The organism is Aeromicrobium panaciterrae (assembly GCF_039537165.1).
In the GTDB taxonomy this organism is placed as follows: domain Bacteria; phylum Actinomycetota; class Actinomycetes; order Propionibacteriales; family Nocardioidaceae; genus Aeromicrobium; species Aeromicrobium panaciterrae.
Window position 1 is genome coordinate 1,753,526 of the sequence record NZ_BAAAZZ010000002.1, and the last position, 25,793, is coordinate 1,779,318.

29 protein-coding genes and 1 riboswitch are annotated in these 25,793 nt (G+C 68.4%); of the genes, 23 read left to right on the plus strand and 6 right to left on the minus strand.

Translation table 11 applies throughout. The features are described from left to right. Nucleotides 1–19: 19 nt before the first annotated feature. The 3 genes from ABD683_RS09470 to ABD683_RS09480 are packed head-to-tail and all read right to left on the minus strand — an operon-like array spanning nt 20 to nt 1,712. Complete coding sequence (locus ABD683_RS09470; RefSeq protein ID WP_344769390.1) at nt 20–472, minus strand: GNAT family N-acetyltransferase; 453 nt, start codon at nt 470–472, stop codon at nt 20–22. Further along, the gene (locus ABD683_RS09475; RefSeq protein ID WP_344769392.1) at nt 469–1,014 is read right to left on the minus strand and encodes an NUDIX hydrolase family protein; all 546 of its coding nucleotides are present in this window, start codon (nt 1,012–1,014) and stop codon (nt 469–471) included. Before ABD683_RS09475 ends, ABD683_RS09470 begins: the two co-directional genes overlap by 4 nt. Before the next feature lie 26 nt (nt 1,015–1,040). Beyond that, complete coding sequence (locus ABD683_RS09480; protein ID WP_344769394.1) at nt 1,041–1,712, minus strand: GOLPH3/VPS74 family protein; 672 nt, start codon at nt 1,710–1,712, stop codon at nt 1,041–1,043. A gap of 32 nt (nt 1,713–1,744) precedes the next feature. After that, nucleotides 1,745–1,854, plus strand: a riboswitch (TPP riboswitch). Between ABD683_RS09480 and ABD683_RS09485 the strand changes: the two genes are divergently transcribed. The 9 genes from ABD683_RS09485 to map all read left to right on the plus strand — a co-directional run bounded on the left by ABD683_RS09485 (nt 1,844) and on the right by map (nt 8,726). After that, nucleotides 1,844–2,470, plus strand: coding sequence for an ECF transporter S component (locus ABD683_RS09485; protein ID WP_344769395.1), 627 nt, complete (start codon nt 1,844–1,846; stop codon nt 2,468–2,470). (Overlaps the previous riboswitch by 11 nt.) 7 nt (nt 2,471–2,477) lie before the next feature. Beyond that, entirely contained in the window at nt 2,478–3,869 is a 1,392-nt protein-coding gene (locus ABD683_RS09490; RefSeq protein ID WP_344769396.1) for an ABC transporter ATP-binding protein, read from the plus strand. Continuing rightward, nucleotides 3,866–4,564 (plus strand): energy-coupling factor transporter transmembrane component T family protein, encoded by a 699-nt coding sequence (locus ABD683_RS09495; protein WP_344769397.1) that lies wholly within the window; start codon nt 3,866–3,868, stop codon nt 4,562–4,564. The genes ABD683_RS09490 and ABD683_RS09495 overlap by 4 nt, the downstream gene beginning before the upstream one ends. A gap of 12 nt (nt 4,565–4,576) precedes the next feature. Then, entirely contained in the window at nt 4,577–4,945 is a 369-nt protein-coding gene (locus ABD683_RS09500; protein ID WP_344769399.1) for a hypothetical protein, read from the plus strand. Nucleotides 4,946–5,023: 78 nt separating this feature from the next. Continuing rightward, a complete protein-coding gene (locus tag ABD683_RS09505; protein WP_344769400.1) occupies nt 5,024–5,488 on the plus strand; it encodes a MaoC family dehydratase in 465 nt (154 codons plus the stop codon). A 1-nt stretch (nt 5,489) separates the two neighbouring features. Continuing rightward, nucleotides 5,490–6,704 carry an acyl-CoA dehydrogenase family protein gene (locus ABD683_RS09510; protein WP_344769402.1) on the plus strand — a complete coding sequence of 405 codons (1,215 nt, stop codon included), beginning with the start codon at nt 5,490–5,492 and terminating at the stop codon, nt 6,702–6,704. Nucleotides 6,705–6,706: 2 nt separating this feature from the next. Continuing rightward, nucleotides 6,707–7,513 (plus strand): SDR family oxidoreductase, encoded by an 807-nt coding sequence (locus tag ABD683_RS09515; protein WP_344769404.1) that lies wholly within the window; start codon nt 6,707–6,709, stop codon nt 7,511–7,513. An 83-nt stretch (nt 7,514–7,596) separates the two neighbouring features. After that, entirely contained in the window at nt 7,597–7,962 is a 366-nt protein-coding gene (locus ABD683_RS09520; protein ID WP_344769406.1) for a hypothetical protein, read from the plus strand. Then, a complete protein-coding gene (gene map / locus ABD683_RS09525; RefSeq protein ID WP_344769408.1) occupies nt 7,959–8,726 on the plus strand; it encodes a type I methionyl aminopeptidase in 768 nt (255 codons plus the stop codon). The genes ABD683_RS09520 and map overlap by 4 nt, the downstream gene beginning before the upstream one ends. Nucleotides 8,727–8,757: 31 nt before the next feature. Here map and ABD683_RS09530 read toward each other — a convergent pair whose 3' ends face one another. Next, nucleotides 8,758–10,161 (minus strand): amidase, encoded by a 1,404-nt coding sequence (locus ABD683_RS09530; RefSeq protein ID WP_344769410.1) that lies wholly within the window; start codon nt 10,159–10,161, stop codon nt 8,758–8,760. Nucleotides 10,162–10,204: 43 nt separating this feature from the next. Between ABD683_RS09530 and trhO the strand changes: the two genes are divergently transcribed. From trhO to ABD683_RS09555, 5 genes are all read left to right on the plus strand, one after another. Next, nucleotides 10,205–11,101 carry an oxygen-dependent tRNA uridine(34) hydroxylase TrhO gene (trhO, locus tag ABD683_RS09535; protein ID WP_344769413.1) on the plus strand — a complete coding sequence of 299 codons (897 nt, stop codon included), beginning with the start codon at nt 10,205–10,207 and terminating at the stop codon, nt 11,099–11,101. Next, nucleotides 11,098–11,469, plus strand: coding sequence for a YidH family protein (locus ABD683_RS09540; protein ID WP_344769414.1), 372 nt, complete (start codon nt 11,098–11,100; stop codon nt 11,467–11,469). Before trhO ends, ABD683_RS09540 begins: the two co-directional genes overlap by 4 nt. A gap of 96 nt (nt 11,470–11,565) precedes the next feature. Continuing rightward, on the plus strand, nt 11,566–11,940 hold the full coding sequence (locus tag ABD683_RS09545) for a YciI family protein (RefSeq protein ID WP_344769416.1): 375 nt from the start codon (nt 11,566–11,568) through the stop codon (nt 11,938–11,940). 1 nt (nt 11,941) lies between these two features. Then, nucleotides 11,942–12,316, plus strand: a complete 375-nt coding sequence (locus ABD683_RS09550; RefSeq protein WP_344769418.1) for a YciI family protein — start codon at nt 11,942–11,944, stop codon at nt 12,314–12,316. Between the two features lie 33 nt (nt 12,317–12,349). Then, nucleotides 12,350–13,591: an RNA polymerase sigma factor gene (locus ABD683_RS09555; protein WP_344769420.1), complete on the plus strand. Its 1,242-nt coding sequence runs from the start codon at nt 12,350–12,352 to the stop codon at nt 13,589–13,591. 9 nt (nt 13,592–13,600) lie between these two features. Here ABD683_RS09555 and ABD683_RS09560 read toward each other — a convergent pair whose 3' ends face one another. Next, on the minus strand, nt 13,601–14,083 hold the full coding sequence (locus ABD683_RS09560) for a hypothetical protein (RefSeq protein WP_344769421.1): 483 nt from the start codon (nt 14,081–14,083) through the stop codon (nt 13,601–13,603). 45 nt (nt 14,084–14,128) lie between these two features. On the opposite strand from ABD683_RS09560, the gene ABD683_RS09565 reads away from it, so the two are divergent. After that, nucleotides 14,129–14,926 (plus strand): TrmH family RNA methyltransferase, encoded by a 798-nt coding sequence (locus ABD683_RS09565; protein ID WP_344769423.1) that lies wholly within the window; start codon nt 14,129–14,131, stop codon nt 14,924–14,926. Here ABD683_RS09565 and ABD683_RS09570 read toward each other — a convergent pair. Next, entirely contained in the window at nt 14,923–15,528 is a 606-nt protein-coding gene (locus ABD683_RS09570) for a hypothetical protein (RefSeq protein ID WP_344769424.1), read from the minus strand. The genes ABD683_RS09565 and ABD683_RS09570 overlap by 4 nt on opposite strands. 79 nt (nt 15,529–15,607) lie before the next feature. On the opposite strand from ABD683_RS09570, the gene ABD683_RS09575 reads away from it, so the two are divergent. The 8 genes from ABD683_RS09575 (at nt 15,608) to ABD683_RS09610 (ending at nt 25,783) form a co-directional block, all read left to right on the plus strand. Beyond that, a complete protein-coding gene (locus ABD683_RS09575) occupies nt 15,608–16,243 on the plus strand; it encodes a TetR/AcrR family transcriptional regulator (protein WP_344769425.1) in 636 nt (211 codons plus the stop codon). A gap of 115 nt (nt 16,244–16,358) precedes the next feature. Beyond that, nucleotides 16,359–18,200 (plus strand): molecular chaperone DnaK, encoded by a 1,842-nt coding sequence (dnaK, locus tag ABD683_RS09580; protein ID WP_344769427.1) that lies wholly within the window; start codon nt 16,359–16,361, stop codon nt 18,198–18,200. Continuing rightward, nucleotides 18,197–18,775, plus strand: coding sequence for a nucleotide exchange factor GrpE (gene grpE, locus ABD683_RS09585; RefSeq protein WP_344769429.1), 579 nt, complete (start codon nt 18,197–18,199; stop codon nt 18,773–18,775). Before dnaK ends, grpE begins: the two co-directional genes overlap by 4 nt. Before the next feature lie 17 nt (nt 18,776–18,792). After that, nucleotides 18,793–19,905, plus strand: a complete 1,113-nt coding sequence (dnaJ, locus tag ABD683_RS09590; RefSeq protein WP_344769431.1) for a molecular chaperone DnaJ — start codon at nt 18,793–18,795, stop codon at nt 19,903–19,905. Next, on the plus strand, nt 19,905–20,285 hold the full coding sequence (locus ABD683_RS09595; RefSeq protein ID WP_344769432.1) for a heat shock protein transcriptional repressor HspR: 381 nt from the start codon (nt 19,905–19,907) through the stop codon (nt 20,283–20,285). Before dnaJ ends, ABD683_RS09595 begins: the two co-directional genes overlap by 1 nt. A gap of 82 nt (nt 20,286–20,367) precedes the next feature. Next, the gene (locus ABD683_RS09600) at nt 20,368–20,571 is read left to right on the plus strand and encodes a hypothetical protein (protein WP_344769433.1); all 204 of its coding nucleotides are present in this window, start codon (nt 20,368–20,370) and stop codon (nt 20,569–20,571) included. Then, complete coding sequence (gene fadD1, locus ABD683_RS09605) at nt 20,564–22,144, plus strand: fatty-acid--CoA ligase FadD1 (RefSeq protein ID WP_344769435.1); 1,581 nt, start codon at nt 20,564–20,566, stop codon at nt 22,142–22,144. The genes ABD683_RS09600 and fadD1 overlap by 8 nt, the downstream gene beginning before the upstream one ends. Nucleotides 22,145–22,402: 258 nt before the next feature. After that, entirely contained in the window at nt 22,403–25,783 is a 3,381-nt protein-coding gene (locus ABD683_RS09610) for a pyruvate carboxylase (protein WP_344769436.1), read from the plus strand. The last annotated feature ends 10 nt before the right edge of the window (nt 25,784–25,793 follow it).

Sequence of the window (25,793 nt, forward strand, 5' to 3'; positions counted from 1 at the left end):
GCTGCTGGGAAACTTGAGGTCAGAGGTACTTCTTCATGCCGACGTGGCTGGCGACATAACCGAGCCGTTCGTAGAACGTGTGCGCCCGGGTGCGCTCCTTGTTGCTCGTCAGCTGGATGCGGGCAGCGCCGCGTCTTCGGGCCTCGCCCTCGATCGACTCCATCAACAGCGCGCCGATGCCATGTCCGCGCATCGCAGAATCCGTACGTACGGCCTCGACCTGGCAGTAGAGACCGCCGTCGGCGGCGAGCATCCGCATCCACGTGACCTGGGCGGTGCAGACGATCTGGCCGTCGAGCTCGCCGACCAGCAGGTCCTGGTTGACGTCGGTGTCGATCTCGTCGAACGCGGCGCGCTGGTTGGCGCTGACCGCGGCCGGCTCCTCGTAGTAGTGCATCGAGTCCTGTGCCAGCAGCGCCATGATCTCCTCGAGGTCCTCGGGGAGGGCGCGGCGGACCAGCAGCGACGTCATCGAGGGAGGGCACCCACTGACGCAAGAGCCTCTCGCAGGAGTGAGCCGCGACCGCCCTCCATCTCGTCCAGCACCGCGGGGCTTGCGGCCTCCTCGGGCGTGAGCCAGGTGAGCTCGAGGGCGTCCTGGCGTGGATTGCACTCGCCGGTGACCGGCACGATGTACGCCAGCGCGACGGCGTGCTGCCGCTCGTCATAGAGAGGGGTGACGCCTGGCAGCGGGAAGTACTCCGCGACCGAGAACGGCACGGTGCTGGCGGGCAGCTGCGGGAACGCCGTCGGGCCGAGGTCCTTGAGCAGGTTGCGGATCAGCGCTTCGCGCACCGACTCGCCGTGCATCACGCGACCCGACACCAGGGTGCGGCTCATGACACCGGTGGTCGACGAGCCTCGCAGCAGGATGCCGATGCTCTCGACCTGTCCGAGCGCATCGACGCGTACGGGCACGGCCTCGACGTACAGGATCGGCACCCGTGCCCGCGTCTCGTCGAGGGCGAACTCGGGGAGCCAACCGGGGTTGGGGTCAGGCGTGCGTACCGACATGCGCCCATTCTGGCGCACGTACCCAGTCAGCTGCTGCCGGACGCTGCCGCGGAGCTCGAGGCGGCGACGATCGAGGCGGTGATGGCAGCCTGGGCGGCCTGGATCGCCTTGCGCACACCCTCACTCGCCCAGTCGCCGTCTGCGAGCACCTTCGCGCGCGCCTTCGCGACCTTGCGGTCCGGCTTGTCGACCACGATCTTGGTCATGTCGGCGGCCGACAGCAGGCCGACCAGCGGTGCCGTCTCGGAGTCGGTCGGCTGGTCGTGGAGCAGGGAGCTGCGGATCCGGCCACGCAGGTCGTCGCGCCGGGCCGTGTCGACCACGTCGTACCTGGTCAGCGCGAAGATGCCGAGCAGCTTGGCCGGCCGGTGCCGCACGCTCCCCTTGGCGACCAGCGCCGCGTACGTCCGCTTGCGGCCCGAACGCCCGAGCCTGGTGACGGCGCTCTGCGGCTTCTGGCGGCCACGGTTGCGTACGCGCGCGAAGGCCTCTTCGGTGAGTGGGTCGTCAACCGGCGCCGGGTCCTGCACCACGACGCGAGCCTTGCGGCCTTCACCCTCGAGCGTGAGCCGCCCGGCAGCCACCAGGTCCAGCAGGAAGGCGCCGCCCAGCACTGGTTGGTCTCGCATCGAGTCGAGCTGGGTCCTTCCGCTCTCGGGGTCGGTCGCAATCAGGAGGAAGTCCTCTGCCGTGCTCATGCAATTCACGCTAGCGGTGGGGATAGAGTGGGGCCACACGACAGGGGAGCGCCACGCAGAGGGCGCTGAGAGTGCGGATCCGCCGCAGACCCTTGAACCTGCACCGGTTAGTACCGGCGAAGGGAGTCACGATGAGTTCTGCAACCACGTCCAAGGCGGGGTTCGACGTGCGCTATCGCACGATCGACCTGGTCACCATCGCCACCCTGGGAGTCGCCTTCGGCGTCATCTTCTGGGGCTGGGGCAAGCTGTACGAGCCCCTCAGCGGGCTGGCCATCTTCGGCTACCCGCCCAGCTCCGCGCTGCTCGGCGGTGTCTGGCTCACCGCCGGCGTCGTCGGCGGGCTGGTCATCCGCAAGCCGGGTGCGGCGTTCGCGACGGAGTTCATCGCCGCCGCCGTCTCGACCTTCATTGTCGGCGGCACGCAGTGGGGCTTCAGCGTGTTCGCGTCCGGCTTCTGGCAGGGCCTCGGCGCCGAGCTGATCTTCCTCCTGTTCTTCTACAAGAGGTTCGGCGTCGTCGTCGCAGCGCTCTCGGGTGCCCTGGCGGGTGCGTTCGAGTCGTTCTACGAGTGGCACGCTTACGTTCCCGACTACTCGTTCGGCAGCAAGCTGGCCCACTTGGGCTTCTTCGTGCTCTCGGGCGTCATCGTCGCGGGCATCGGCGGCTTCTACCTCGTCCGAGCGCTGGCCAAGGCGGGGGTGCTCGACGCGTTCCCGGTCGGGCGCGAACAGGTGAACGCCTCGCTGGTGGATTGAGGGGCTGATGCAACGGGGTGAAGCCCGTTTCGCGGGCTTCACGTGGCGCCCTCTTGGTCGACGCAATCCCGTCGTTGCCGGGCTCGATCTCACGATCGGGCCCGGCGAGCGGGTGTTGCTGGTCGGACCGAGTGGCGCGGGCAAGTCCACGCTGCTGCATGGTCTCGCCGGCGCGCTCGGCAGCACGATCGCGGGTGACCTCGACGGCACGGCCGTGGTGGGTGGCCGCCTCGGCCTGCTCCTGCAGAACCCCGCGGACGCCGTCGTCGCCGAGCGCATCGGCCGCGACGTCGCCTTCGGCCCGGAGAACGCCGGCATGGCGCGCGACGAGATCTGGTCCCGCGTCGATGAGTCGCTCGAAGCGGTCGGACTGACGTACGGGCGAGACCACTTCACCTCGGCGCTGTCCGGCGGCGAGCAGCAGCGCCTCGCGCTCGCTGGGGTCCTGGCGATGCAACCCGACCTGTTGCTGCTCGACGAGCCGACCTCGATGCTGGACCCGGCGACGGCCGAGTCCGTGCGCGACGCGATTGTCGGGGCGGCGGGAGAACGCACTCTCGTCGTCGTCGAGCACCGCATCGAGCCGTGGCTCGAGCACGTCGACCGCGTCATCGTGCTGGGCCCGGGTGGCGTCGTGATCAGCGACGGGTCGGTGGAGGCGTTCCTCGCCGGTCCGGCTCCGGAAGGCGTGTGGATGCCGGGGGAGCCCGAGCCCACGCCGTTGGCCGTTCCCCCGGGTCTGGTCACCCCAGCGGCAGAGGCGTTGAGCATTGCTGCGAAGGATGTCTCGGTGGAGCTGGTGACCCGTACGCTCCGCGGCACACAACGTACGAAGGCCCTCCGCGACCTCACCACGACCCTTGAACCGGGAGCGATCACCGCCTTCACGGGTCCGAGTGGTGCTGGGAAGTCGACTGCGATCGCGGTCCTCGGCGGACTGCTCAAGCCGGCATCGGGCACGGTCACCCCAGACATCCGCCGCTGGCGCTCACCCCAGCTTGCCGAGTCGATCGGCTGGATGCCGCAGAACCCGGAGCACGGATTCCTCGCCTCGACCGTTGCCGACGAGGTCGCCAAGACCGGCGCAAAGGTCGGCCGCGACGTCGACGTCGACGCGGTGCTCGACGTGTTCGGTCTGGGTCATCTCGCCGGCGCCAACCCGTACCGGCTCTCAGGTGGCGAGCAGCGTCGCCTCGCCCTTGCCGCTGCACTCGCGCATCGCCCGGGCGTCATGCTCCTCGACGAGCCGACCGTCGGGCAGGACCCCGGAACGTGGGCCGCGGTCGTCGGCTGGATCACCGCTGCCCGCGACGCCGGTGCAACCGTTGCGGTGTCGACGCATGACGCCAGCCTGCCGATCGACGCCGAGCGCCGCATGGTCGGAGGTGCATTGGTGTGAGGTCCTGGGTCCTCCGCCTCAACCCGCTCGCGCAGCTGTCGATCGGGTTCTTCTCGCTGCTCGGATCGTTCTGGATCCGCAGCCTGCCGGTCGCGTTGATTGCATGGGGGGCGTACGCCATCGCCGCCGTGATCCTGCTGCCGGGCTGGCGCTATCCGCTGGCGTGCCTCGGGTTCACCGCGATCGCCGCCGTGACGATCGTCTACTCGACGTGGCGCCTCGGCGGCCATGACGTCGAGGAGGCGGTCACGGCTGGCATACGAATCGTCGTGCTGGCCTGGCCGGGCTCGGTGATGGCGGGGTACGTCGACCCGTCCCGGCTCGCCGACTATCTCGCGCAGACGTTGCGCCTGCCGGCGCGGCTGATCGCTGCCTTCGCAGCGGCCTTGCAGCGATTCACCGGATTCGGGCTCGCCTGGCAGCAGCTCGAGCGCGTGCGCTGGGTACGCGGCTTCGGACCACGTCGCAACCCCATCGCCAACGGCCGCTATGCCGCCAACGTCTCGTTCGCCCTCCTGGTGCAGGCCATGCGCGGCGCGTCGGCCTCGGCGATCGCGATGGATGCGCGGGGTTTCGCGACGGCGCACGACCGTACGTGGGCCGAGCCCGCGCCGTGGACGCGTCTCGACCTCGGCGGGATCGTGGTCGCAGCGCTGCTCGGCGCCACGGGCATCGCCGCCCGCGTCCTGACCTGACACGATGAGGTGATGGAGATCGTGATCATCGCCTGTCTCGCCGGCTCCGCCCTGATCCACGCCGTGCCCGTCGTCGGTGCGCTCGGGCCCGCGCAGGTCGCCACGATGTACGACGTCAAGGTCGACGGCCCCGACCTCGCCGTGCTGCTCGTGCATCGTGCTGTCCTGTTCGGGCTCCTTGCCGCGGCGCTCGTGCTGGCGATCTTCTGCGAGGACGCGCGCCCGTACGTGATCGGCGGCGTGCTCGTCAGCGATCTCGCCTTCCTCGTGATTGCCGCTCGCATTCCGGGCATCAACGCCTCGATGCGCCGGGTCGTCCGCGCCGACGTCGTCTCGATCGCCCTGCTGATCGTCGCCGGAGCAGCCGAGCTCGTTCGGTAGCCCTCTGGCGCACTGGCCGGTCGGCGTACTAGTGTGCCGACTAAGCAAGCGCTTAGTTTCCCGGAGGTGAGGTTTCGCATGGCAGCCCGCGTGTTCAAGAGTCTCGACGAGTTCAAGGCATCCGTCGGTGAAGAGATCGGCAAGAGTGACTGGCACACGGTCGACCAGGCGCAGATCAATGCGTTTGCCGACGCGACCGGTGACCACCAGTGGATCCACGTGGATGTCGAGGCCGCCAAGAAGGGCCCGTTCGGCGGACCCATCGCCCACGGCTATCTCACCCTCGCGCTGCTGCCGATGTTCGGTGAGCAGATCTACGAGGTGCAGGGCCTGGCATTCGGCATGAACTACGGCGCCAACAAGCTGCGCTTCCCGACCCCCGTTCCGGTCGACTCGCGCGTACGTGGCGTCGCCACGCTCAAGGAGACCAACGAGATCGCCATCGGCACCCAGGCGATCATCAACTACGTGATCGAGATCGACGGCACCGAGAAGCCGGCACTCGTCGCCGAGGTCGTCTACGTCATGGCAGCGGCGGCCTGACATGGACTTCGAATACGACGCCAAGACCGTCGACATGATCGGCAAGCTCGAAGCCTTCATGGACGAGGTCATCTATCCCGCCGAGCCCCTCGCGCACGAGCAGATGCAGACCGCGATCAAGGAGGACACCTGGTCACCTCCGGCGGTCCTCGAGGAGCTCAAGGCCGAGGCCAGGAAGCGCGGACTGTGGAACTTCTTCCTCCCCGGTGAGGACGGAGCGGGACTGACCAACCTCCAATACGCGCCGCTCGCCGAGATCACCGGGCGCAGCATCCAGCTCGCTCCGGCGGCGGTCAACTGCGCCGCTCCCGACACCGGCAACATGGAAGTGCTCCACATGTTCGGCACCCCCGAGCAGAAGGAGAAGTGGCTCAGACCGCTCCTTGCCGGAGAGATCCGCTCGTCGTTCGCGATGACGGAGCCCAAGGTCGCCTCGTCGGATGCCACCAACATCGAGACGTCGATCGTCAAGGACGGCGACGACTACGTCATCAACGGTCACAAGTGGTGGATCACCGGCGCGATGAACCCCAACGCCAAGATCTTCATCGTCATGGGCAAGACCGACCCGTCGGCCGAGCGTCACCGCCAGCAGTCGATGATCCTGGTCGAGCGCGACACCCCCGGTTTCGACATCCTGCGCGGCATGCACGTGTACGGCTACCACGACCGTGACCACGGTGGACACGCCGAGATCGAGTTCCACGACGTACGGGTGCCCGCCAGCAACCTGATCGGTGCCGAGGGTGAAGGCTTCGCGATCGCCCAGGCCCGCCTCGGTCCCGGTCGCATCCACCACTGCATGCGCTCCCTCGGCATCGCCGAGCGGGCCGTCGAGCTGATGTGCAGGCGTGCGTCGGAGCGAGTCGCATTCGGCAAGCCGATCGCCGACCAGGGCGTGGTCCGCGACTGGATCGCGGAGTCACGCGTCAAGATCGAGCAGCTTCGCCTGCTGGTCCTCAAGACCGCCTGGCTGATGGACAAGGCGGGCAACCGCGGGGCGCACACCGAGATCCAGGCGATCAAGATCGCCACCCCGGAGACGGTCGGCTGGATCCTCGACAAGGCGATCCAGGTGCACGGTGCCGGTGGCCTGAGCCAGGACTTCCCGCTGGCCGAGTGGGCAGCCGGCATGCGCACGCTGCGCTTCGCCGACGGACCCGACGAGGTGCACAAGAACTCGCTGGCCCGCGCCGAGCTCAAGAAGCACCGCTGAGCATGGACGTCAGCAGTGCCAACGCCGTCGTCACGGGTGCTGCCAGTGGCATCGGCGAGGCGATCGCGCAGCGGCTCCTGGAGGCCGGTGCCTCGGTCGTCATCGGCGACCTCGACCCGGGTCGGCTCGAGGCCACGGCCACACGTCTCGACCGAGACCACCCGGGCCGGGTCGCACATGTGGCCGGCGATGCCTCAGATCCTGCGCACGTCGCGGCGCTCATCGCGGAGGCCGGGGATCCGGTCAATCTCTATGTAGCCAACGCCGGCGTGTTTCGCGGCTTCGGTCTCGAGGCGACGGATGACGAGTGGGCGAGCTCGTGGGATGTGAACGTCATGGCGCACGTCCATGCGGCGCGCGCCCTCGTGCCCCAATGGCTCGACGGCGACGACGGCGGATGCTTCGTCAGCACGGCGTCGGCTGCCGGCCTGCTGACCCAGCTGGGGTCGCCGACCTATGCGACGAGCAAGCATGCAGCCGTCGGATTCGCCGAGTGGCTCGCGGCGACGTACGGCGACCGCGGTGTCCAGGTGTGCTGCCTGTGCCCGATGGGCGTACGCACCGACATGCTGCAGGGCGGCGAGACCGCCGGCGACGACGATGCCCGACTCGGCATGAAGTCCGTGACCAGCGCCGGGGACACGCTGGAGCCGTTGGCGGTTGCGGACGTCTTGCTCGAGGCGGTGGGCGCGGGCCGGTTCTTCGCGCTCCCCCACGCCGACGTCGGCCCGATGTATGCCCGCAAGGCGGCCGACACGGATCACTGGCTCACCGGCATGCACCGGTTCCGCGCCTCGCTCGAATCCTGACCCGCGAGGTGGGACACGTACGGCGCCCTCCGGCGCCTCGGGTGTCACGAGCCGCTGCGGTGCAACCCCGTACTCTGTGGTGCGTGAAGAAATGGCAGATCGCGGCGTTCATCGCCGAGCTGGTCGTCCTCGTGCTGTTCGCCGTGGAGCTCGCGACTGACTGGTCGCAGGACGCGCTGCCCGGCATCCGGGTCCTTGCCGTCTTTGCCGCCGCCGTGTTCGCCGGCGCGATGTACATCCACTGGGAGTCGGCCACCAAGCGGGTGCCCGCGACCCACGCCGCTGCCGCGCTGGGCCTCCTGGGCGGTGCGCTCGTCGCCGCGTCGGTGTTCAGCAACGGCCTCGACACGGTCTTCCGCCACACCGCGATGGCCGGGATCGGCGTGAGCGCGATGGTGCTGTCGTACGTGTTCGGACAGCTCAGCGTCTTCGGGCAGGAGAAGTCATGATCGAGCTGCTCACCCCGGCCCAGCTGGACGAGATGCGGCCCGCCGGCGCGTTCGTCGGCGAGGTGCTCTCGGCCCTGTCCGAGGCAGCCGACGTCGGTGTCAACCTGCTCGACCTCGACGCACTGGCGCACGAGATGATCCGCAAGCGCGGAGCCGAGTCCTGCTACATCGACTACCACCCGTCATTCGGTGCGATGCCGTTCGGCAAGGTCCTGTGCACGTCGGTCAACGACGCGGTCCTGCACGGCCTGCCGCACGACTACAAGCTCAAGGACGGCGACCTGGCCAGCCTCGACTTCGCAGTCTCGGTCGACGGCTGGGTGTGCGACTCGGCGATCAGCGTCATCGTCGGCACGCCGCGCGAGGAGGACCAGCGCCTCATCGACCAGGCGCAGGAGGCGTTGGACGCGGCGATCAGCGTCGCCCGGGCCGGCAACAAGGTCGGTGACATCTCGGCTGCCATCGGGGCCGTCGGTCGTTCACACGGTTTGGCGATCAACACCCAGTTCGGCGGTCACGGTGTCGGTCGTACGATGCACGGCGACCCGCACATCCCCAACGACGGCCGGGCGGGTCGTGGATTCACGCTGCAGCCCGGACTCGTCATCGCGATCGAGCCATGGTTCCTCCACTCGACCGACGAGATCGTGATGGACGGCGACGGCTGGACCATCCGCAGCGCCGACGGGTCACGTGGTGCTCATGTCGAGCACACCATCGCCATCACCGACGGCGACCCGATCATCATGACCGCGCGAAGCTGAGCCCTGCCGACGCCGAACCGCCTGAAGGCAGTCAGATGGCCGGCCGGCGATCGAGCCAGGGGGCAGCGGCCTCGACCTGTGCGCAGAGGCTGAACAACGCACCGTCCTGGCCGGACATCCCGGCGAGCATCACACCGATCGGCAGGCTTTCCGCCGACCAGTGCAGCGGCAGGCTCGCGGCCGGTTGTCCGCTCATGTTGTAGAGCGCCGTGTAGGGCGTGTAAAGCAGCTCGCGGTGATGGTCCTCGACGGGGTCTCCCGACTCGTTGAACCACTCGACGGGCTGAGGTGGGAGGGCAAGGGTCGGGGTGAGGACCGCGTCGTATGCCAACAGTCTCGTGACGACTTCACGTGTGGTCGCCTCGAGGAACTGCATCGCCTGGCTCAGCTCGATCGCGCTGGCGGTTGCTCCCCTGGCCCGCCAGTAGCGGGTGTTGGGTCGAAGCACGGCCTCGGCCTCGGGTGGCAGGGGTACGCCGGCGATCCCGCTCGACCAGATGACGTTGAACTGTGGCTCGAGCGCCTGCGGGAACGGGTTGGGGATGTCGACGACCTCGTGCCCCAGAGACTCGAGCAGCTCACCTGCTGCGTCGAACGCCTCCAGTGCGTCGGGTCCGGGCTCGATGCCCTCCAGGTGTGTGCCGGACCAGCGGGCAATGCGCAGGCGCCCCGGATCGCGGCGTGTCCACTCGACATATGGGACAGCGGGATCGGGGAGCGGGCGGATGTCGCCCGGCATCGGGTGCGCCATGGCGTCGAGCAACGCGGCGGCGTCGCGGACCGTACGGCTCAGCGGCCCGTCGACCGCGAGGCCGCTCCAGTCGCTGCCTGCAGGGCCGGCGCTCACGCGTCCACGACTCGGCTTGAAGCCGAAGATGCCGCACGAGCTCGCCGGGATGCGGATCGACCCACCGCCGTCGCTGCCCTGCGCCAAGGGGACCAGCCCGGCCGACACCGCCGCTGCGGCGCCACCGCTCGAACCGCCGGCATTGCGCGACGTGTCCCACGGCGTACGGGCCGGTCCGAGGATGTCGTTGTCGGTGTAGGACGAGAGCCCGAACTCCGGTGTATTGGTCTTGCCGAGGCTGATGAACCCAGCCTTCTCGATGAGGTCGACGACGTAGGCGTTGACCGGTGGCACGAAGTCGCGCATTGCCGCCGAGCCCATCGAGGTCGGGATGTCCCGCGTGAACGTGAGGTCCTTGATCGCGATCGGCACACCCGTGAATGGCGCCGCGTCACCCCTCAAGGCGATGTCGGCCGCGGCGGCGCGTTCGAGTGCCTGCTCGGCGGTCACCGTGATGAAGGCACCCAGTGCCTCGCCGTGGGCGTCGATGCGGTCGAGGTGGTGCTGCACCAGCTCGACCGACGACACGTCGCCGGAACGGAGCGCCTCTGCCTGGCTCGTGGCGTCCATCTCATGCAGCTCGGTCACGCCATCGAGCCTAGACGCCTCGCCCACGTCCTACGATTGAGCCGTGGCCACGCCCAAAGTCCTGTTGTTCTACGCCTTCGCACGGTTGGCTGACCCCGAGGCGATCCGGCTCTGGCAGCACACCCTCTGCGAGTCTCTCGGGCTCCGCGGCCGCATCCTGATCTCGCCACACGGCATCAACGCGACTCTCGGCGGTGACGTGGTCGAGATGAAGAAGTACGTACGCGGTACCAAGGCCTATCCGCCGTTCAAGGACATCGACTTCAAGTGGAGCGAGGGCCGCGCGCTCGCCGACGGCACCACGGCGGACTTCCCCCGGCTGAGCGTCAAGGTACGCGAGGAGCTGGTGACGTTCGGTGCGTCCGACGAGATCGAGGTCAACGACGAAGGCATCGTCGGTGGCGGAGAGAAGCTCACCCCGGCAGAGCTGCACGCGCTGGTGGCCGAGAAGGACGTCGTGTTCTTCGACGGCCGCAACCAGATCGAGTCCGACATCGGGCACTTCGCCGGTGCCGTCCGCCCCAATGTCGAGACGACGCGCGAGTTCATCGCGGCGCTCGACAGCGGTGCGTACGACCATCTCAAGGACAAGCCGGTCGTGACCTACTGCACCGGCGGCATCCGGTGTGAGGTGTTGACACCGCTGATGAGGAATCGCGGGTTCCAGGAGGTCTACCAGCTCGACGGTGGCATCGCGACCTACGGCGAGGCCTACGGCGACGATGGTCTGTGGGAAGGCTCGCTGTATGTCTTCGACGACCGCATCACGATGGACTTCTCCGACCACACGGCACTCGTCGGGACGTGCGACCGGTGCAGCGCACCGACCAACCACGTCGCCGACTGCGGTGACGTGTCCTGCGTGAGGCAGATGAACCGGTGCGACTCGTGTGTTGCGGCCGACCACATGTGTGACCGGCACACCTCGGTGCCGGTGTGACCGACAAGCGCTTCCCGAGCGGCGTGTACGACGACGGCAGCGATCCCAATGCCCAGCTCTCGCTCGCCAACGAGCGCACGTTCCTCGCCTGGATCCGTACAGCCCTGGCCCTGCTCGCCGGCGCCGTTGCGGTGCACGTCCCGGCCGTCAGCCTCGATCCGTGGGTGGCCACGGGCGCCTCTCTGCTGCTGCTCCTTGCAGCGGCGATTGCAGTCGTCGAGTCGTGGCGGCGGTGGCGCGCCACGGAGCGAGCCATGCGTACGGGTCAGCCGCTCCCGGGCTTCGGCGGCGCTGCGGTGCTCGCCGTTCTGCTCGCGTTGCTCATCGTGGGGGTTGCGGTCGGCGTGATCGTCGTCGCCCTGCGCTAGAAAAACTTTCACGGCCGTGTCGAATTGGGGTGGACCCGGTCGACGTAGGGGTGAAGGCTGGCCCGCAGCGGGCCGACCACTGACGAAGGAGACATCATGCGGTTCCTCAGCTACATCGAGTCCGATCCCAAGCAGCCGTGGGGCCCGCCGCCTCCCGAGCTGTTCGAGGCCATCGGCGCGTTCGGCGAAGAGCTCATCAAGGCCGGCGTCGCGATCGACCAGGGCGGCCTGGCCGACATCAACACCAGCCCGCACATCCGGGTGTCCGGCGGCAAGATGACTGTCACCGACGGTCCGTTCTCCGAGGCCAAGGAAGTCATCGGCGGCTACGGCATGTACGAGGTCCGCTCGGTCGAGGAGGCCGTCGAGTACTCACGTCGCTTCATGCAGATCCACCTCGACACGTGGCCCGAGTTCGAGGGCACCAGTGTCGTCCGCCAGGTCTTCGGCCCCGACGATTTCGAGGCCTGACATGAAGTACCTCGTACTGATCCACCTCGACGAATACGACATGGAAGAGCCTCCGGAGGCCCTGCTCGACGCGATGGTGGCCCATGTCGCCGACGAGACGCATGCACGTGTCGTCACCGATGCCGGCCTCGCGCCGACCGCCGAGTCGGTCCGTGTTCGGCCAAGCGGCGGCAAGGTCACGACCACCGATGGCCCATTCGCCGAGGCCAAGGAGGTCGTCGGCGGCTTCATCATGATCGATGCGCCGACTCGCGAGGACGCCGAAGCCTGGACGCGTGGCTTCGTCGAGCTGCATGTCGCGAACTGGCCGGAGATCCCGGATTCGTTCTTCACCGAGCTCCGCCAGGTCGCCGGAAGTCTCACCGACCCGGAGTGACCCCGATGAGCGGTGGTGGTTGGATCGGATGTCATGACCGACTCCGACCTCCACCGCTCGGTCGAGGCCGTCTGGCGACTTGAGTCGACCAAGCTGATCGCCGCCCTCGTACGCATCACCCGCGACGTCGGCCTGGCCGAGGACCTCGCGCAGGACGCGCTCGAAGCCGCACTCTCGCAGTGGCCCGATCGTGGCATCCCCGACAATCCCGGTGCCTGGCTGATGGCGGTCGCGAAGCGCCGGGCGATCGACGGGTTCAGGCGCCGTGAGCGCCAGGATCGCGCATATGCAGACATCGCAGAAGGGAAGGAGGACATCGTGGCCGGGATCCAGTCAGCAGTGGATCACGTCGAGGACGACGTGCTCCGGCTGATGTTCATCTGCTGTCACCCCGCACTGGGTGACGACGCGCAGCGGACACTGACGCTCCGGCTGGTCGCGGGACTCACGACCAGCGAGATCGCCCGGTCCTTCCTCACCAGCGAGGCGACGATCGGTGCCCGAATCACCCGCGCCAAGAAGACGCTCGCCGACGTCGACGCCCCAACTGAGGAGCCGGCCGACAACGAACGCGCCGAACGACTCGAGGCCGTGCTCGCGGTGATCTACCTGCTGTTCAACGAGGGCTACTCGGCTACGGCTGGTGACGACTGGATGCGGCCGGCGCTGAGCGAGGAAGCCGTACGCCTGGGTCGCGTGCTCGTCGGGCTCGTGCCCGACGACGCCGAGGCGCTCGGGCTGCTCGCACTGATGGAGATCCAGCTGTCCCGGACCGCCGCGCGCCTCGACGCGGACGGTGCACCGGTCCTTCTGCTCGACCAGGACCGTTCGCGATGGGACCAGCTGCTGATCCGGCGAGGTCTGGCCGCTCTTGGACGAGCGAACGCGAATGCGGAAGCCCCGGGACCGTATGTCCTGCAAGCCGAGATCGCCGCGTGTCACGCCCGGGCGCGTACGGCCGACGAGACCGACTGGACCCGCATCGCGTCGCTCTATGAGTCACTCGCCGTGATCACCGGATCCGCCGTCGTCGAGCTCAACCGGGCGGTCGCGGTGTCGATGGCCTACGGCGCGGATGCCGCGCTGGCCCTCGTCGACCAGCTGGCCGAGCTGCCCGAGCTGGCGACCTACCACCTGCTCCCCAGCGTCCGCGGCGACCTGCTCTCCAAGCTGGGGCGCGGCACAGAGGCGCGCGCGGAGTTCGAGCGCGCCGCCGCGCTCACGCAGAACGAGCAGGAACGCGCACTGCTGCTCGCCCGGGCCGCCGACTGCTGATCACCGACGTCAGTCCTCGGTGTACTCGGCCTCATCGCCGTGGGACTCGCGGATGTACGTGCGCTGCATCCCGACGTTCAGCTCGGTGACCACCTGCGCGATGGTTGCCGCGACGAAGTCATTGACCTGCCCGCGCAGATGAGCCGAGAGCTCGGGCTGCACCTCCCTGAGGGCGATCGGGAGCGTGCGGTCTGAGCCAGACAGGGTCACCACGAACGCCGGATCGTCGCCCTCGGCCACGGGCCAGACGGCGACGCGCATCTCTTCGCTGACGTCCGGGTGGTCCCTCGATGTGGCGACGACCAGTGTCGTGATGGCGCCGGACGCCGGCATCAGCAGGCCCGGCGGCGCGATGTGCGTGCCGTCGTCGCTGGTGTCGACCCCGATGTCCGCGAGGTGGGCGATCTCCCGTGAGATCTGGCGGCTCGTGGTCTCGGTGAGGAGATCGAGGACGGTCCGCGCGAGCCGGTCCTGCACCGGCGAGGTCTGCATGGTGAGCAAACTACGGCATCTGGCGTGGCGTGCTAGAACTGGCGCGTGAGCGATCGGCAGATCTCCAAGCGCAATGCGCAGTTCCAGCAGTGGGAAACGTTGATCGCCAACCGCAACAAGCGCCACCGTGCTGGGGAGTTCCTCGTCCAGGGTGTGCGCCCGATCAACCTGGCGATCGAGCACGGCTGGTCCGTACGAGCGCTGCTCCATGACGCTGACGCCGATCTCTCGGACTGGGCCAAAGGGCTCGTCAGCTCCGTCGCGACCGATCATGTGGCGATGTCGGGAGACCTGCTCGCCGAGCTCAGCGGCAAGGATGACGGTGGAGCCGAGCTCGTCGCCGTCGTCGAGATGCCGCCGGACGATCTGTCGCGCATCGTGGCGGGCCCCGACTTCCTTGGTGTGGTCTTCGATCGACCGAGCAGCCCCGGCAACATCGGGACGGTGGTACGCGCGGCCGATGCGTTCGGAGCCGGGGCCGTGATCGTCACGGGGCACGCTGCCGATCCGTACGATCCGCGTGCCGTGCGCGCATCGACGGGCTCGCTGTTTGCGCTGCCGGTCGTACGCCAGCGCAGCCATGTGGAGGTGCTCACCTGGGCGCGCGAGGCCGGGCTCGAAGTCGTGGGTACCGACGAGTCGGGTGACGTCGACATCGCAGGCCACGACCTCACGGGCCCGACGTTGCTGGTGATCGGCAACGAGACGTCAGGCATGAGCGCGGGGTGGCGCGAGTCCTGCGACGCAGTCGCTCGCATACCGATCTCAGGCTCAGCCAGCTCGCTCAACGCCGCCGGTGCAGCAACGGTGTTCCTCTACGAAGCCGCCCGCCAGCGTTCCTAGGGTGTCGCGGGGAACAGCACCGGGCCGGTCTTGCGGTCCAGGTTGGCGATGTGCTCGTCGAGGCTCTCGATCGTCTTCGCGAGCGATGCCAGCGTCGCTGCCGACTCGTTGAGCTGGCGCAGCTGCTCCAGGATGGGTCCGGTTGCCGTCGAGAGCTCCGTCACGGGTGCGCCCAGGGTGAGCAGCTGGGTCAGCGTCGTACGAAGTGACTCGACCTGTTGGGCGACCGAGACCAGCTCCTTGGCGCTTGAGCTGAGTGGCTTGACGCTCTCCTGCAGCCCACCCACGTCGGTGTGGAGCGTGTCGGCGAGCTTGAGAAGCCGCTCGAGCTGTTGTGCAAGCGCGGGGATCTGGTCGACAGCCGTGATCACGGAAGGCGTCACCTTGGCGACGTTGCCGTCGATCCGTTCTACCTGCTCGAGCGTCGTGGGTGCACCGTCCACGACGGTCGCGGCAGTCGGGAGTGTGTCGCTGGCCTCCACCAGGCGCGGGATCGCGGGCAGCACGAGCGCGAGGCTGATCAGCGCCAGACCCAAGACGGTGACCACCAGGGTCGCGATCAGTCGCGGGACCCAGACGGGCAACGAGTCGGCAGACAGCATGAGGAGCTCCAGAGGGTAGATGTGACATCAAGTATACGTTACTTGCTGTCACATGTAATGTTCGGGCTAGTCTGCGGACATGGAACCGCAGCAGTCGACAGCCGAGGACGGCCGGTCGACGCGTTGGGCGGGGCATCGTGATCGCCGGCGAACGGAGTTCGTGGAGGCGGCAGTCGCCGTCATCGAGTCCGTCGGCCCGGCCGCCTCCGTCGAGCAGATCGCCTCGGCCGCCGGTGTCACCCGCCAGGTGCTCTACCGCCAGTTCAGCGGGCGGTCCGACTTGGACGAGGCGATCGTTGCCCACGTCGCGGCGCTCGTCTACGAGAATGTGATCGCCGATCTCAGCGAGCTCGACGACGTGAGCACGGCCATCCGCCGGGTGCTGGACGGCTATCTCGACTTCATCGACGAGCATCGCTCGCTCTACTGGTTCACGCGAGCCCACCAGGCCGAACTGATCGCCGACCCCGTCGACCAGGTGAAAGGCCGGCTGGCTTCCGTGGCCGTCGCCATGGCGCATGAGCTGGCGGAGGAGCGGGAGGTCCGCCCGACGATCCCGTTGGACGAGGTGTTCGCTGTCGGGATGGTCGGGATGGTCGATGCGTCGGTCTCCCGCTGGCTGGTGCACCCGGGATCGATCACGCGAACCCAGCTCGTCGACGGACTGGTGCTGGTGCTGGCCGCGGCGATCGACGCCGCCATCCCGCCGGGCTGAATCTCTCCGGGAACCCGGAATACGGGGCTCTTGAGCAAGGTTGATAACATCGGACTCAAGTCTGTTGACCCACGTCTTGCAACATCCCAAGCACCACCCCACAGGAGGAAACACCATGGCCAGAGCGGTCGGAATTGACCTCGGTACGACCAACTCGGTCGTCGCCGTACTCGAAGGCGGCGAGCCCACCGTCATCGCCAACGCCGAGGGTGCGCGCACGACGCCCTCCGTCGTGGCGTTCGCCAAGGACGGCGAAGTTCTCGCCGGTGAGGTGGCCAAGCGCCAGGGCGTGACCAACGTCGACCGTACGGTCCGCTCGGTCAAGCGCCACATGGGCACCGACTGGACCGTCGACATCGACGGCAAGTCGTTCAACCCCCAGCAGATCTCCGCCTTCATCCTGCAGAAGCTCAAGCGCGACGCCGAGGCCTACCTCGGTGAGCCCGTGACGGACGCCGTCATCACGGTGCCGGCCTACTTCAATGACCACCAGCGTCAGGCGACCAAGGAAGCCGGTGAGATCGCCGGACTCAACGTCAGCCGCATCATCAACGAGCCCACCGCGGCAGCGCTCGCGTACGGGCTCGACAAGGCCGACGACCAGACGATCCTCGTGTTCGACCTCGGTGGAGGCACGTTCGACGTGTCGCTGCTCGAGATCGGTGACGGCGTCATCGAGGTCAAGGCGACCAGCGGCGACAACCACCTGGGTGGTGACGACTGGGACGAGAAGGTCATCGACTGGATCGTCACGAAGTTCAAGAGCGACACGGGTCTCGACCTGACCAAGGACAAGATGGCGATGCCGCGCATCCGCGAGGCTGCCGAGCGCGCCAAGATCGAGCTGTCGTCGAGCCAGTCGACGTCGATCAACCTGCCCTACATCACGGTCGACTCCGAGAAGAACCCCGTGTTCCTCGACCTGACGCTGACCCGCGCCGAGTTCGAGAAGATCACGCACGATCTGCTCGAGCGCACCAAGGCGCCGTTCAACAGCGTGATCAAGGACGCCGGCGTCGCGCTCAACGCGATCGACCACGTGGTCCTCGTGGGTGGATCGACTCGTATGCCCGCCGTCGCGACGCTCGTCAAGGAGCTGACCGGTGGCAAGGAGCCCAACAAGGGCGTCAACCCGGACGAGGTCGTCGCGATCGGCGCCAGCCTCCAGGCCGGCGTGCTCAAGGGCGAGGTCAAGGACGTCCTGCTCCTCGACGTCACCCCGCTGAGCCTCGGCATCGAGACCAAGGGCGGCGTGATGACCAAGCTCATCGAGCGCAACACGACGATCCCGACCAAGCGGTCCGAGGTGTTCACGACGGCCGACGACAACCAGCCGTCCGTCGCGATCCAGGTCTACCAGGGCGAGCGCGAGATGGCCGCCGGCAACCAGCTGCTGGCCACGTTCGAGCTCACCGGCCTTCCGCCGGCGCCCCGTGGCGTGCCGCAGATCGAGGTCACGTTCGACATCGACGCCAACGGCATCGTCAACGTGTCCGCCAAGGACCGTGGCACAGGCAAGGAGCAGTCGATGACGATCACCGGCGGCTCGGCCCTCAGCAAGGACGACATCGACAAGATGGTCAAGGACGCTGAGCAGTACGCCGAGGAGGACAAGGCACGCCGTGAGGCTGTCGAGACCCGCAACCAGGCCGAGTCGCTGTCGCACTCCACCGAGAAGTTCCTCGCGGAGAACGGCGACAAGGTCGGTGACGACGTCAAGGCCGAGGTGCAGGCTGACCTCGACGCGCTCAACGAAGCCCTCAAGGGTGAGGACGCGGACGCCGTTGCGGCAGCCGTGGCCAAGCTCGGCGCCTCCAGCTCCAAGATGGGCGAGGCGATGTACGCCGCGGCCGCCGCCGAGGCCCAGGAGAGCGCACCGACCGGCGACGACTCCGGCAACGATGACGACGACGTCGTCGAGGCCGAGATCGTCGACGAGGATGAAGCTCAGAAGTGAGCGAGCCGGACAACGGCTCGGCCCCTGAGCAGGAGCCGACGCCGGCGGAGGAGACTCCGCCGGCTGAGGCCCCGGCCCCGCCGTCACTGGAGCAGCAGCTCGCCGAGCGAACGGCCGACCTGCAGCGCCTCCAGGCCGAATACGTCAACTACAAGCGACGCGTCGATCGCGACCGTGAGCTCGTACGCGCCCAGGGCGAGACGGCAGTGCTGCAGTCACTCCTGACGGTGCTCGACGACATCGGTCGAGCCGACGAGCACGGTGAGCTCGAGGGCGGTTTCAAGGCCGTCGCCGATGCGATCCACCAGCTCGCGGCGAAGCATGGTCTGGAGTCGTTCGGCGCCAAGGGCGAGCCGTTCGATCCCTCGGTGCACGAGGCGGTGTTCCACGCCGGCGAGTCAGCCGACGTCGACACCACCACGATCGACAGCGTCCTGCGCATCGGCTACCGCCACGGCGACCGTGTGCTGCGGCCTGCAACGGTCGGCGTGGTCGAGCCCGCAACGGAGGACGTACAGCCACAATCAACACAGGAGCCGGCAGCGCCGCTGACGGACGAAGCTCCGGACGAGTAACAGAAGGGAGGGTTGTCATGGCAGCCAGTGACTGGTCGACCAAGGACTTCTACAAGGTCCTCGGTGTCAAGAAGGACTCAACGCAGGACGAGATCAAGAAGGCCTATCGCAAGCTCGCCCGTGACAACCACCCCGACTCCAACCCCGGCAACAAGGCCGCCGAGGAGCGCTTCAAGGAGGTCTCCGAGGCCTACGCCGTGCTCTCGTCCAAGGACAAGCGCAAGGAGTACGACGACCAGCGCAGCATGTTCGGGCAGTTCAGGGGAGCCGCGGGCGGCTACGGCCCGCCAGGCGGCCAGCCCGACTTCAGCGACCTGTTCGGTGGTCTCTTCGGCGGCGGCCGTGGCCGTGGGCGTACGCGCTCGGCAGCCCGCAAGGGCGACGACCTCGAGACCGAGGCCTCGATCACGTTCCAGCAGGCTGTCGACGGCGCAACGCTGCCGCTGCGGATGACCAGCGACGAGCCGTGCCCGACGTGTCACGGCACCGGCGCGAGGCCGGGCACCACTCCCAAGGTGTGCCCCAAGTGCCAGGGTTCCGGCTCGCAGACCGGCACCGCCGGTGGTCTCTTCGCGATGACCGAGCCCTGCGACCAGTGCCGCGGTCGCGGCCTGATCGTCGAGCACGCGTGCGACACCTGCCGCGGATCTGGTCGCGCTCCGTCCAGCCGCACCCTGCAGGTCAAGGTGCCGGCCGGAGTCAAGGACGGCCAGCGCATCCGGCTCAAGGGCAAGGGCGGCAAGGGCGAGGCCGGAGGTCCCAACGGCGACCTCTTCCTGCTCGTCCACGTCGAGCCGCACAAGCTGTTCGGCCGCAAGGGTGACAACCTCACGATCACGGTTCCCGTCGACTTCGACGAGGCAGCTCTCGGTGCCGAGATCCAGGTCCCGACGCTCGACGGACCGCCCGTACGCATCAAGATCCCCGCGGGCACGCCCAACGGTCGTACGTTCCGGGCGACCGGCAAGGGTGCGACCAAGAAGGCCGGCGGCAAGGGTGACCTGCTCGTCACGGTCGAGGTCCAGGTCCCGGCGACCCTGAGTGACGAAGCCAAGGCTGCGGTCGAGGCCCTCCGCGACTCCCGCGGCTCGACCTCACCGCGTGATGGATTGTTCGAGGAGGCCAAGTGATGGACTCATCATTCGTCCCGCCGGGACCCGAGGCGAAGGTGTTCGTCATCAGCGTCGCCGCTGAGCTGTCGGGCCTGCACCCGCAGACGCTGCGCACGTACGACCGCCTCGAGCTTGTCGTGCCGGCGCGTACGGGCGGTGGCGGTCGCCGCTACTCGCTGCGCGACATCGAGCTGCTCCGCCAGGTCGCCCGCCTCACCGCCGAGGGACTCGGCCTCGAGGGCGTACGTCGAGTCATCGAGCTCGAGAACCAGGTCGATGCGCTCCGGCAACGGGTCGCCGAGCTGCAGCTCGCCCTCGCCGCTGCCGGCCAGGTGCAAAACCTCCCCGTGCCGTTCACGGGCCAGCAGGTCACGGTCTGGTCCAAGCGACGCCGCTGACTCCCTGGCTCCGCTACGTTGACCTCCATGGCACTGGAGGCAGCATGACCGCTCAGTCGGGCCCAGGACTCGTCTTCGCCCCTTGGCTCCAGCGCTCGCCGCAGCCAAGGCGGCGTTCGCCGCTCAGGTGGAGGTGCGGCACTATCCCGGCGACCACTTCGACCTGTTCTCCGGCAAGCCCTTCCACGAACCTGCGGTGAAGCACGCCGTGAGCTTCCTCGTACGACACCTCGCGCCCGTGCTCGAGAGCTCCCCGTCTGCCGAGCGTGAGGTGGCCCATGGCTGAGACCGTCCAGCAGCTCGTCCGCGCCCTCGCCGACAGCGAGGCCACCGGCCTGGTGTTCGGCGACGAGTCGTGGACCTGGGCCGAGACCGTGGGTGATGCGGCGGCTCGTGCCCGGGTGCTGCGCGGCTGGGCCGCCCCGGATCGTCCGCTGCACGTCGGCGTGCTCATGGAGAACACCCCCGAGATGGTCCGTGCCTTGCTGGCCGGTGCGATCGGTGCACACGTCACGGCGGGCATCAACGCGACGCGGCGCGGTGAGTCGCTGGCTGCTGACGTACGTCGAGCCGACTGCCAGGTGCTGCTGACCGACGCGGAGCACCTGCCGCTGCTGGACGGGCTCGATCTCGGTGGAGTGCGAGTCGTCGACACCGACAGCGAGGAGTGGCTCGAGCTGGTGGCCGCCGAGCCGCGCGGAGCTGACGGCTTCGCCGACGTCGAGGCGTTCGACACCTTCATGCTGATCTTCACGTCCGGCACCAGCGGTGACCCGAAGGCCGTCCAGGTCAGCAACTTCATGACCGTGATGTCGGGCGCCAACCTCGCCGACCGGTTCGGGCTCACGCCCGACGACGTCTGCTACAGCGCGATGCCGTTGTTCCACTCCAACGCGATCATGGCCTCGCTCGCTCCCGCGCTGACCGGTGGCTCGACCCTGGCACTGGCGCGCAGGTTCAGCGCCTCGCAGTTCCTCCCGGACATCCGGCGCCTCGGCGCGACCTACATGAACTACGTCGGCAAGCCGCTCGCGTACGTGTTGGCCACCCCCGAGCTGTCCGACGACGCCGACAACCCGCTGCGGGTGGCGTTCGGCAACGAGGCCTCCGATCGCGACATCGCCGAGTTCGGCCGCCGGTTCGGCTGCACCGTGGTCGACGGGTTCGGCTCGACCGAGACCGCCGTCATCATCGTCCGTACGGACGACACCCCGCCCGGCTCGATCGGCGTGCCGTGGGAGGGCGTGGCCGTCTATGACAAGGAGACCCGGACCGAGCGCCCGCCGGCGGTGTTCGACGAGACCGGCGCCGTCACCAACCTCGACGAGTGCGTCGGCGAGCTGGTCAACACGCAGGGCGCCGGGTTCTTCGGCGGTTACTACAACGACGAGGGCGCGACATCGTCGCGGCTCGACGGCGGCATGTACTGGTCGGGCGATCTCGGCTACCGCGACGACCAGGGATTCATCTACCTCGCGGGCCGTACCGACGACTGGTTGCGGGTCGACGGCGAGAACCTCGCCGCCGCGACGATCGAGACGTTGCTGCTCCGCCACGAGGCCATCAGTCAGGCCTGCGTCTATGCCGTGCCCGATCCGCTGGTCGGCGACCAGCTGATGGCGACCCTGGTGCTCCGCGACGACGCCACGCTCGACCCGGCGGACTTCGAGGAGTTCCTCGCCGAGCAGGCCGACCTCTCGCCGAAGGGCTGGCCACGGTACGTACGCCTCGCCGACGAGGTGCCGACGACGGCGACCAACAAGGTGCTCAAGCGCGAGCTGCGCACCCAGGGGACCGACACGACCGACCCGCTGTGGGAGCGAGAAGAGCGCGGTCGCTCGTACGCGAGCGTGTCGTGACGGAACAGCGGTTCCCCGAGCTTGGCTGCTACGGGCTGGCCGGACACGCCGCCATGCGGACCGTGTCGAGGTAGTAGTCCTCCCGCCGCACGATCTTGCCCCGGCGCGTACGGCACAACAGCACCGTGTGGTTGTCGTAGACCCGGTTGTCTCGATCGGGCGACCCCGACCCGCAAACATGAGGGTCCCCTCGCAATGTGGCCGTGACAATCGAGCGATACGTTGGGGATCCATTCGTTCTGACCCTTGGGATGGCTCGTGTTCCAGAAGATCCTCGTCGCCAATCGAGGCGAAATTGCGATCCGTGCCTTTCGTGCCGCGCACGAGCTCGAGGCTCGTACCGTCGCGGTGTTCCCGGTGGAGGACCGTGGCTCGGAGCATCGTGTGCGTGCCGACGAGGCGTACGAGATCGGCGAGGCGGGCCACCCGGTTCGGGCCTATCTCGACCCCGAGGGGATCGTCGACGTCGCGGTCAAGGCCGGCGCCGACGCGACCTATCCCGGATACGGCTTCCTGTCGGAGAACCCCGATCTCGCCGAGGCGTGCCAGAACGCCGGCATCACGTTCATCGGTCCGGCCAAGGAGGTGCTTGAGCTCACCGGCAACAAGGCTCGTGCCATCGCGGCGGCCAAGGCTGCCGGCGTGCCGACGCTCAACTCGGTCGAGCCCTCGGCCGACGTCGACGAGCTCGTCACTGCGTCGCAGAGCCTGACCTATCCGCTGTTCGTCAAGGCGGTCGCGGGTGGTGGTGGACGCGGTATGCGGCGCGTCGATGACCCGGCGATGCTGCGCGAGTCGATCGAGGCGGCGATGCGCGAGGCCGACGGCGCGTTCGGTGATCCGACGTGCTTCATCGAGGAGGCGGTCGTCGACGCCCGTCACATCGAGGTGCAGATCCTTGCCGATCAGTACGGCAACGTCGTGCACCTGCGTGAGCGCGACTGCTCGGTGCAGCGGCGTCACCAGAAGGTCGTCGAGATCGCACCGGCGCCGGGCCTCGACCGCGACATCCGCAAGGCGATGTGCGCCGACGCGGTGAAGTTCGCCGCGTCGATCAGCTATTCGTGCGCCGGCACGGTCGAGTTCCTCCTCGACGCCAACGGCCGCTACGTGTTCATCGAGATGAACCCGCGCATCCAGGTCGAGCACACCGTGACCGAGGAGGTCACCAACGTCGACCTGGTGCAGGCGCAGATGCGGATCGCGGCCGGCGAGACGCTCGCCGATCTCGGGCTCGACGTGCAGGACGACATCAAGGCGCGCGGCTTCGCCCTGCAGTGCCGCATCACGACGGAGGACCCGTCCAACAGCTTCCGGCCCGACACCGGGATGATCACGTCCTACCGCTCGCCGGGCGGTCCTGGCGTACGCCTCGACGGCGGCACCGTCTACACCGGCGCCACGATCAGCGCGCACTTCGACTCGATGCTGTCCAAGCTGACATGCCGCGGTCGCGACTTCCAGACCGCAGTCGGCCGTGCCGAGCGGGCGCTGGGGGAGTTCCACGTCGGCGGTGTCTCGACCAACATCTCGTTCCTCAAGGGGTTGCTGGCTCATCCCGACTTCACCGGCGGCGCCGTGACGACGACCTTCATCGACGAGCACCCCGAGCTGCTCGAGGCCCAGGTCACCAGCGACCCGGCCGACAAGATCCTGTCGTGGCTGGCCGACGTCACGGTCAACAAGCCGCACGGATCCTCGCCGACCAAGGTCGACCCCGCGTCCAAGCTCCCGGCGATCGACCTCGCCGCAGCTGCGCCCGACGGCTCCCGCCAGCTGCTGGCCGAGCTCGGCCCGGAAGGCTTCGCCGCCGCGCTGCGCGAGCGCGAGACCGTCGGTGTCACCGACACGACGTTCCGAGACGCGCACCAGTCGTTGTTGGCGACCCGCGTACGCACGCGTGACCTCGTACGCGTGGCCCCGCACGTCGCCCGGATGACCCCGCAGCTGTTGTCGATCGAGGCGTGGGGCGGCGCGACCTATGACGTGGCGCTGCGGTTCCTCAAGGAGGACCCGTGGGAGCGGCTCGCCGCGATGCGCGAGGCGGCGCCCAACATCTGCCTGCAGATGCTGCTGCGCGGACGCAACACCGTCGGCTACACGCCCTATCCGACCGAGGTCACGGTCGCGTTCGTGGAGGAGGCAGCCGAGACCGGCATCGACATCTTCCGCATCTTCGACGCCCTCAACGACGTCGACCAGATGCGCCCGGCGATCCAGGCCGTGCGTGAGACCGGCACGACGATCGCCGAGGTCGCGCTCTGCTACACCGGTGACCTGTCCAACCCCGCGGAGAAGCTCTACACGCTCGACTACTACCTGCACCTCGCTGACCGCATCGTCGAGGCGGGCGCGCACGTGCTGGCGATCAAGGACATGGCCGGGCTGCTGCGCGCGCCGGCCGCCCGTACGCTCGTCACCGCGTTGCGTGAGCGCTTCGACCTGCCGGTGCACCTGCACACCCACGACACCGCCGGCGGCCAGCTCGCCACGCTGCTCGCGGCGATCGACGCGGGCGTCGACGCGGTCGACGTCGCCTCGGCCGCGCTGTCGGGCACCACCAGCCAGCCGTCGATGTCGGCCCTGGTCGCCGCCACCGACTACTCACCGCGCGAGACCGGGCTCGACATCGACGCGATCAACGCCCTCGAGCCCTACTGGGAAGGTGTGCGCCGGCTCTACGCCCCGTTCGAGTCCGGACTGCCGGCACCGACGGGCCGCGTCTACCGACACGAGATCCCCGGCGGCCAGCTCTCCAACCTCCGCCAGCAGGCCATCGCCCTCGGTCTCGGCGAGAAGTTCGAGCAGATCGAAGACATGTACGCCGCCGCCAACGACATCCTCGGCAACATCGTCAAGGTCACGCCGTCGTCCAAGGTGGTCGGCGACCTCGCGCTCCACCTCGTCGCGGTCGGCGCCGATCCGGCCGCGTTCGCCGACGACCCCGCGTCGTTCGACATCCCCGAGTCCGTCATCGGGTTCCTGTCGGGCGAGCTCGGCGACCCACCCGGCGGATGGCCCGAACCCTTCCGGACCAAGGCGCTCGAGGGTCGTACGACCAAGGTCCGCGTCACCGAGCTCGACGACGACGACCGCGACGGCCTCAAGGGCGACCGCCGCCACACCCTCAACCGGCTGCTGTTCCCCGGACCCACCGACGACTTCGACTCGGCTCGTCAGCAGTACGGCGACCTCTCCGTCGTGCCGACCCGGGCGTTCTTCTACGGGCTGCGCACCGACAAGGAGACCGACGTCGAGATCTCCGAGGGCAACCTGCTGCTGTTCGGCGTCGAGGCGATCGGCGACGCCGACGAGCGCGGCATGCGCAACGTGCTCGGCACGATCAACGGACAACTCCGACCCATCGAGGTGCGCGACCGCTCCGTCGACTCCAAGGTCACCACCTCGGAGAAAGCCGATGCCGGCAACGCCCAGCACGTCGCCGTACCGTTCGCCGGCGTCGTCAGCCCGCTCGTCGCCGAGGGCGACACGGTCGAGGCGGGCCAGACCGTGGCCACGATCGAGGCGATGAAGATGGAGGCCGCCATCACGGCCTCCAGAGCCGGCACCGTCCAACGCCTCGTGATCGGCGCCACCCGCCAGGCCGAGGGTGGCGACCTCCTGCTCGTCCTGGGCTGAGGCGGGGGGC

Bases quoted from the DNA above. Each gene is read 5' to 3' on its own strand.
- ABD683_RS09560 (WP_344769421.1), bottom strand. From the start codon at position 14,083: ATGCAGACCTCGCCGGTGCAGGACCGGCTCGCGCGGACCGTCCTCGAT.
- dnaK (WP_344769427.1), top strand. From the start codon at position 16,359: ATGGCCAGAGCGGTCGGAATTGACCTCGGTACGACCAACTCGGTCGTC.
- ABD683_RS09595 (WP_344769432.1), top strand. From the start codon at position 19,905: ATGGACTCATCATTCGTCCCGCCGGGACCCGAGGCGAAGGTGTTCGTC.
- map (WP_344769408.1), top strand. From the start codon at position 7,959: ATGATCGAGCTGCTCACCCCGGCCCAGCTGGACGAGATGCGGCCCGCC.
- ABD683_RS09490 (WP_344769396.1), top strand. From the start codon at position 2,478: ATGCAACGGGGTGAAGCCCGTTTCGCGGGCTTCACGTGGCGCCCTCTT.
- ABD683_RS09500 (WP_344769399.1), top strand. From the start codon at position 4,577: ATGGAGATCGTGATCATCGCCTGTCTCGCCGGCTCCGCCCTGATCCAC.
- ABD683_RS09485 (WP_344769395.1), top strand. From the start codon at position 1,844: ATGAGTTCTGCAACCACGTCCAAGGCGGGGTTCGACGTGCGCTATCGC.
- dnaJ (WP_344769431.1), top strand. From the start codon at position 18,793: ATGGCAGCCAGTGACTGGTCGACCAAGGACTTCTACAAGGTCCTCGGT.
- ABD683_RS09550 (WP_344769418.1), top strand. From the start codon at position 11,942: ATGAAGTACCTCGTACTGATCCACCTCGACGAATACGACATGGAAGAG.
- ABD683_RS09515 (WP_344769404.1), top strand. From the start codon at position 6,707: ATGGACGTCAGCAGTGCCAACGCCGTCGTCACGGGTGCTGCCAGTGGC.
- ABD683_RS09545 (WP_344769416.1), top strand. From the start codon at position 11,566: ATGCGGTTCCTCAGCTACATCGAGTCCGATCCCAAGCAGCCGTGGGGC.
- ABD683_RS09475 (WP_344769392.1), bottom strand. From the start codon at position 1,014: ATGTCGGTACGCACGCCTGACCCCAACCCCGGTTGGCTCCCCGAGTTC.
- ABD683_RS09575 (WP_344769425.1), top strand. From the start codon at position 15,608: ATGGAACCGCAGCAGTCGACAGCCGAGGACGGCCGGTCGACGCGTTGG.
- ABD683_RS09510 (WP_344769402.1), top strand. From the start codon at position 5,490: ATGGACTTCGAATACGACGCCAAGACCGTCGACATGATCGGCAAGCTC.
- ABD683_RS09570 (WP_344769424.1), bottom strand. From the start codon at position 15,528: ATGCTGTCTGCCGACTCGTTGCCCGTCTGGGTCCCGCGACTGATCGCG.
- ABD683_RS09505 (WP_344769400.1), top strand. From the start codon at position 5,024: ATGGCAGCCCGCGTGTTCAAGAGTCTCGACGAGTTCAAGGCATCCGTC.
- ABD683_RS09480 (WP_344769394.1), bottom strand. From the start codon at position 1,712: ATGAGCACGGCAGAGGACTTCCTCCTGATTGCGACCGACCCCGAGAGC.
- ABD683_RS09470 (WP_344769390.1), bottom strand. From the start codon at position 472: ATGACGTCGCTGCTGGTCCGCCGCGCCCTCCCCGAGGACCTCGAGGAG.
- fadD1 (WP_344769435.1), top strand. From the start codon at position 20,564: ATGGCTGAGACCGTCCAGCAGCTCGTCCGCGCCCTCGCCGACAGCGAG.
- ABD683_RS09555 (WP_344769420.1), top strand. From the start codon at position 12,350: ATGACCGACTCCGACCTCCACCGCTCGGTCGAGGCCGTCTGGCGACTT.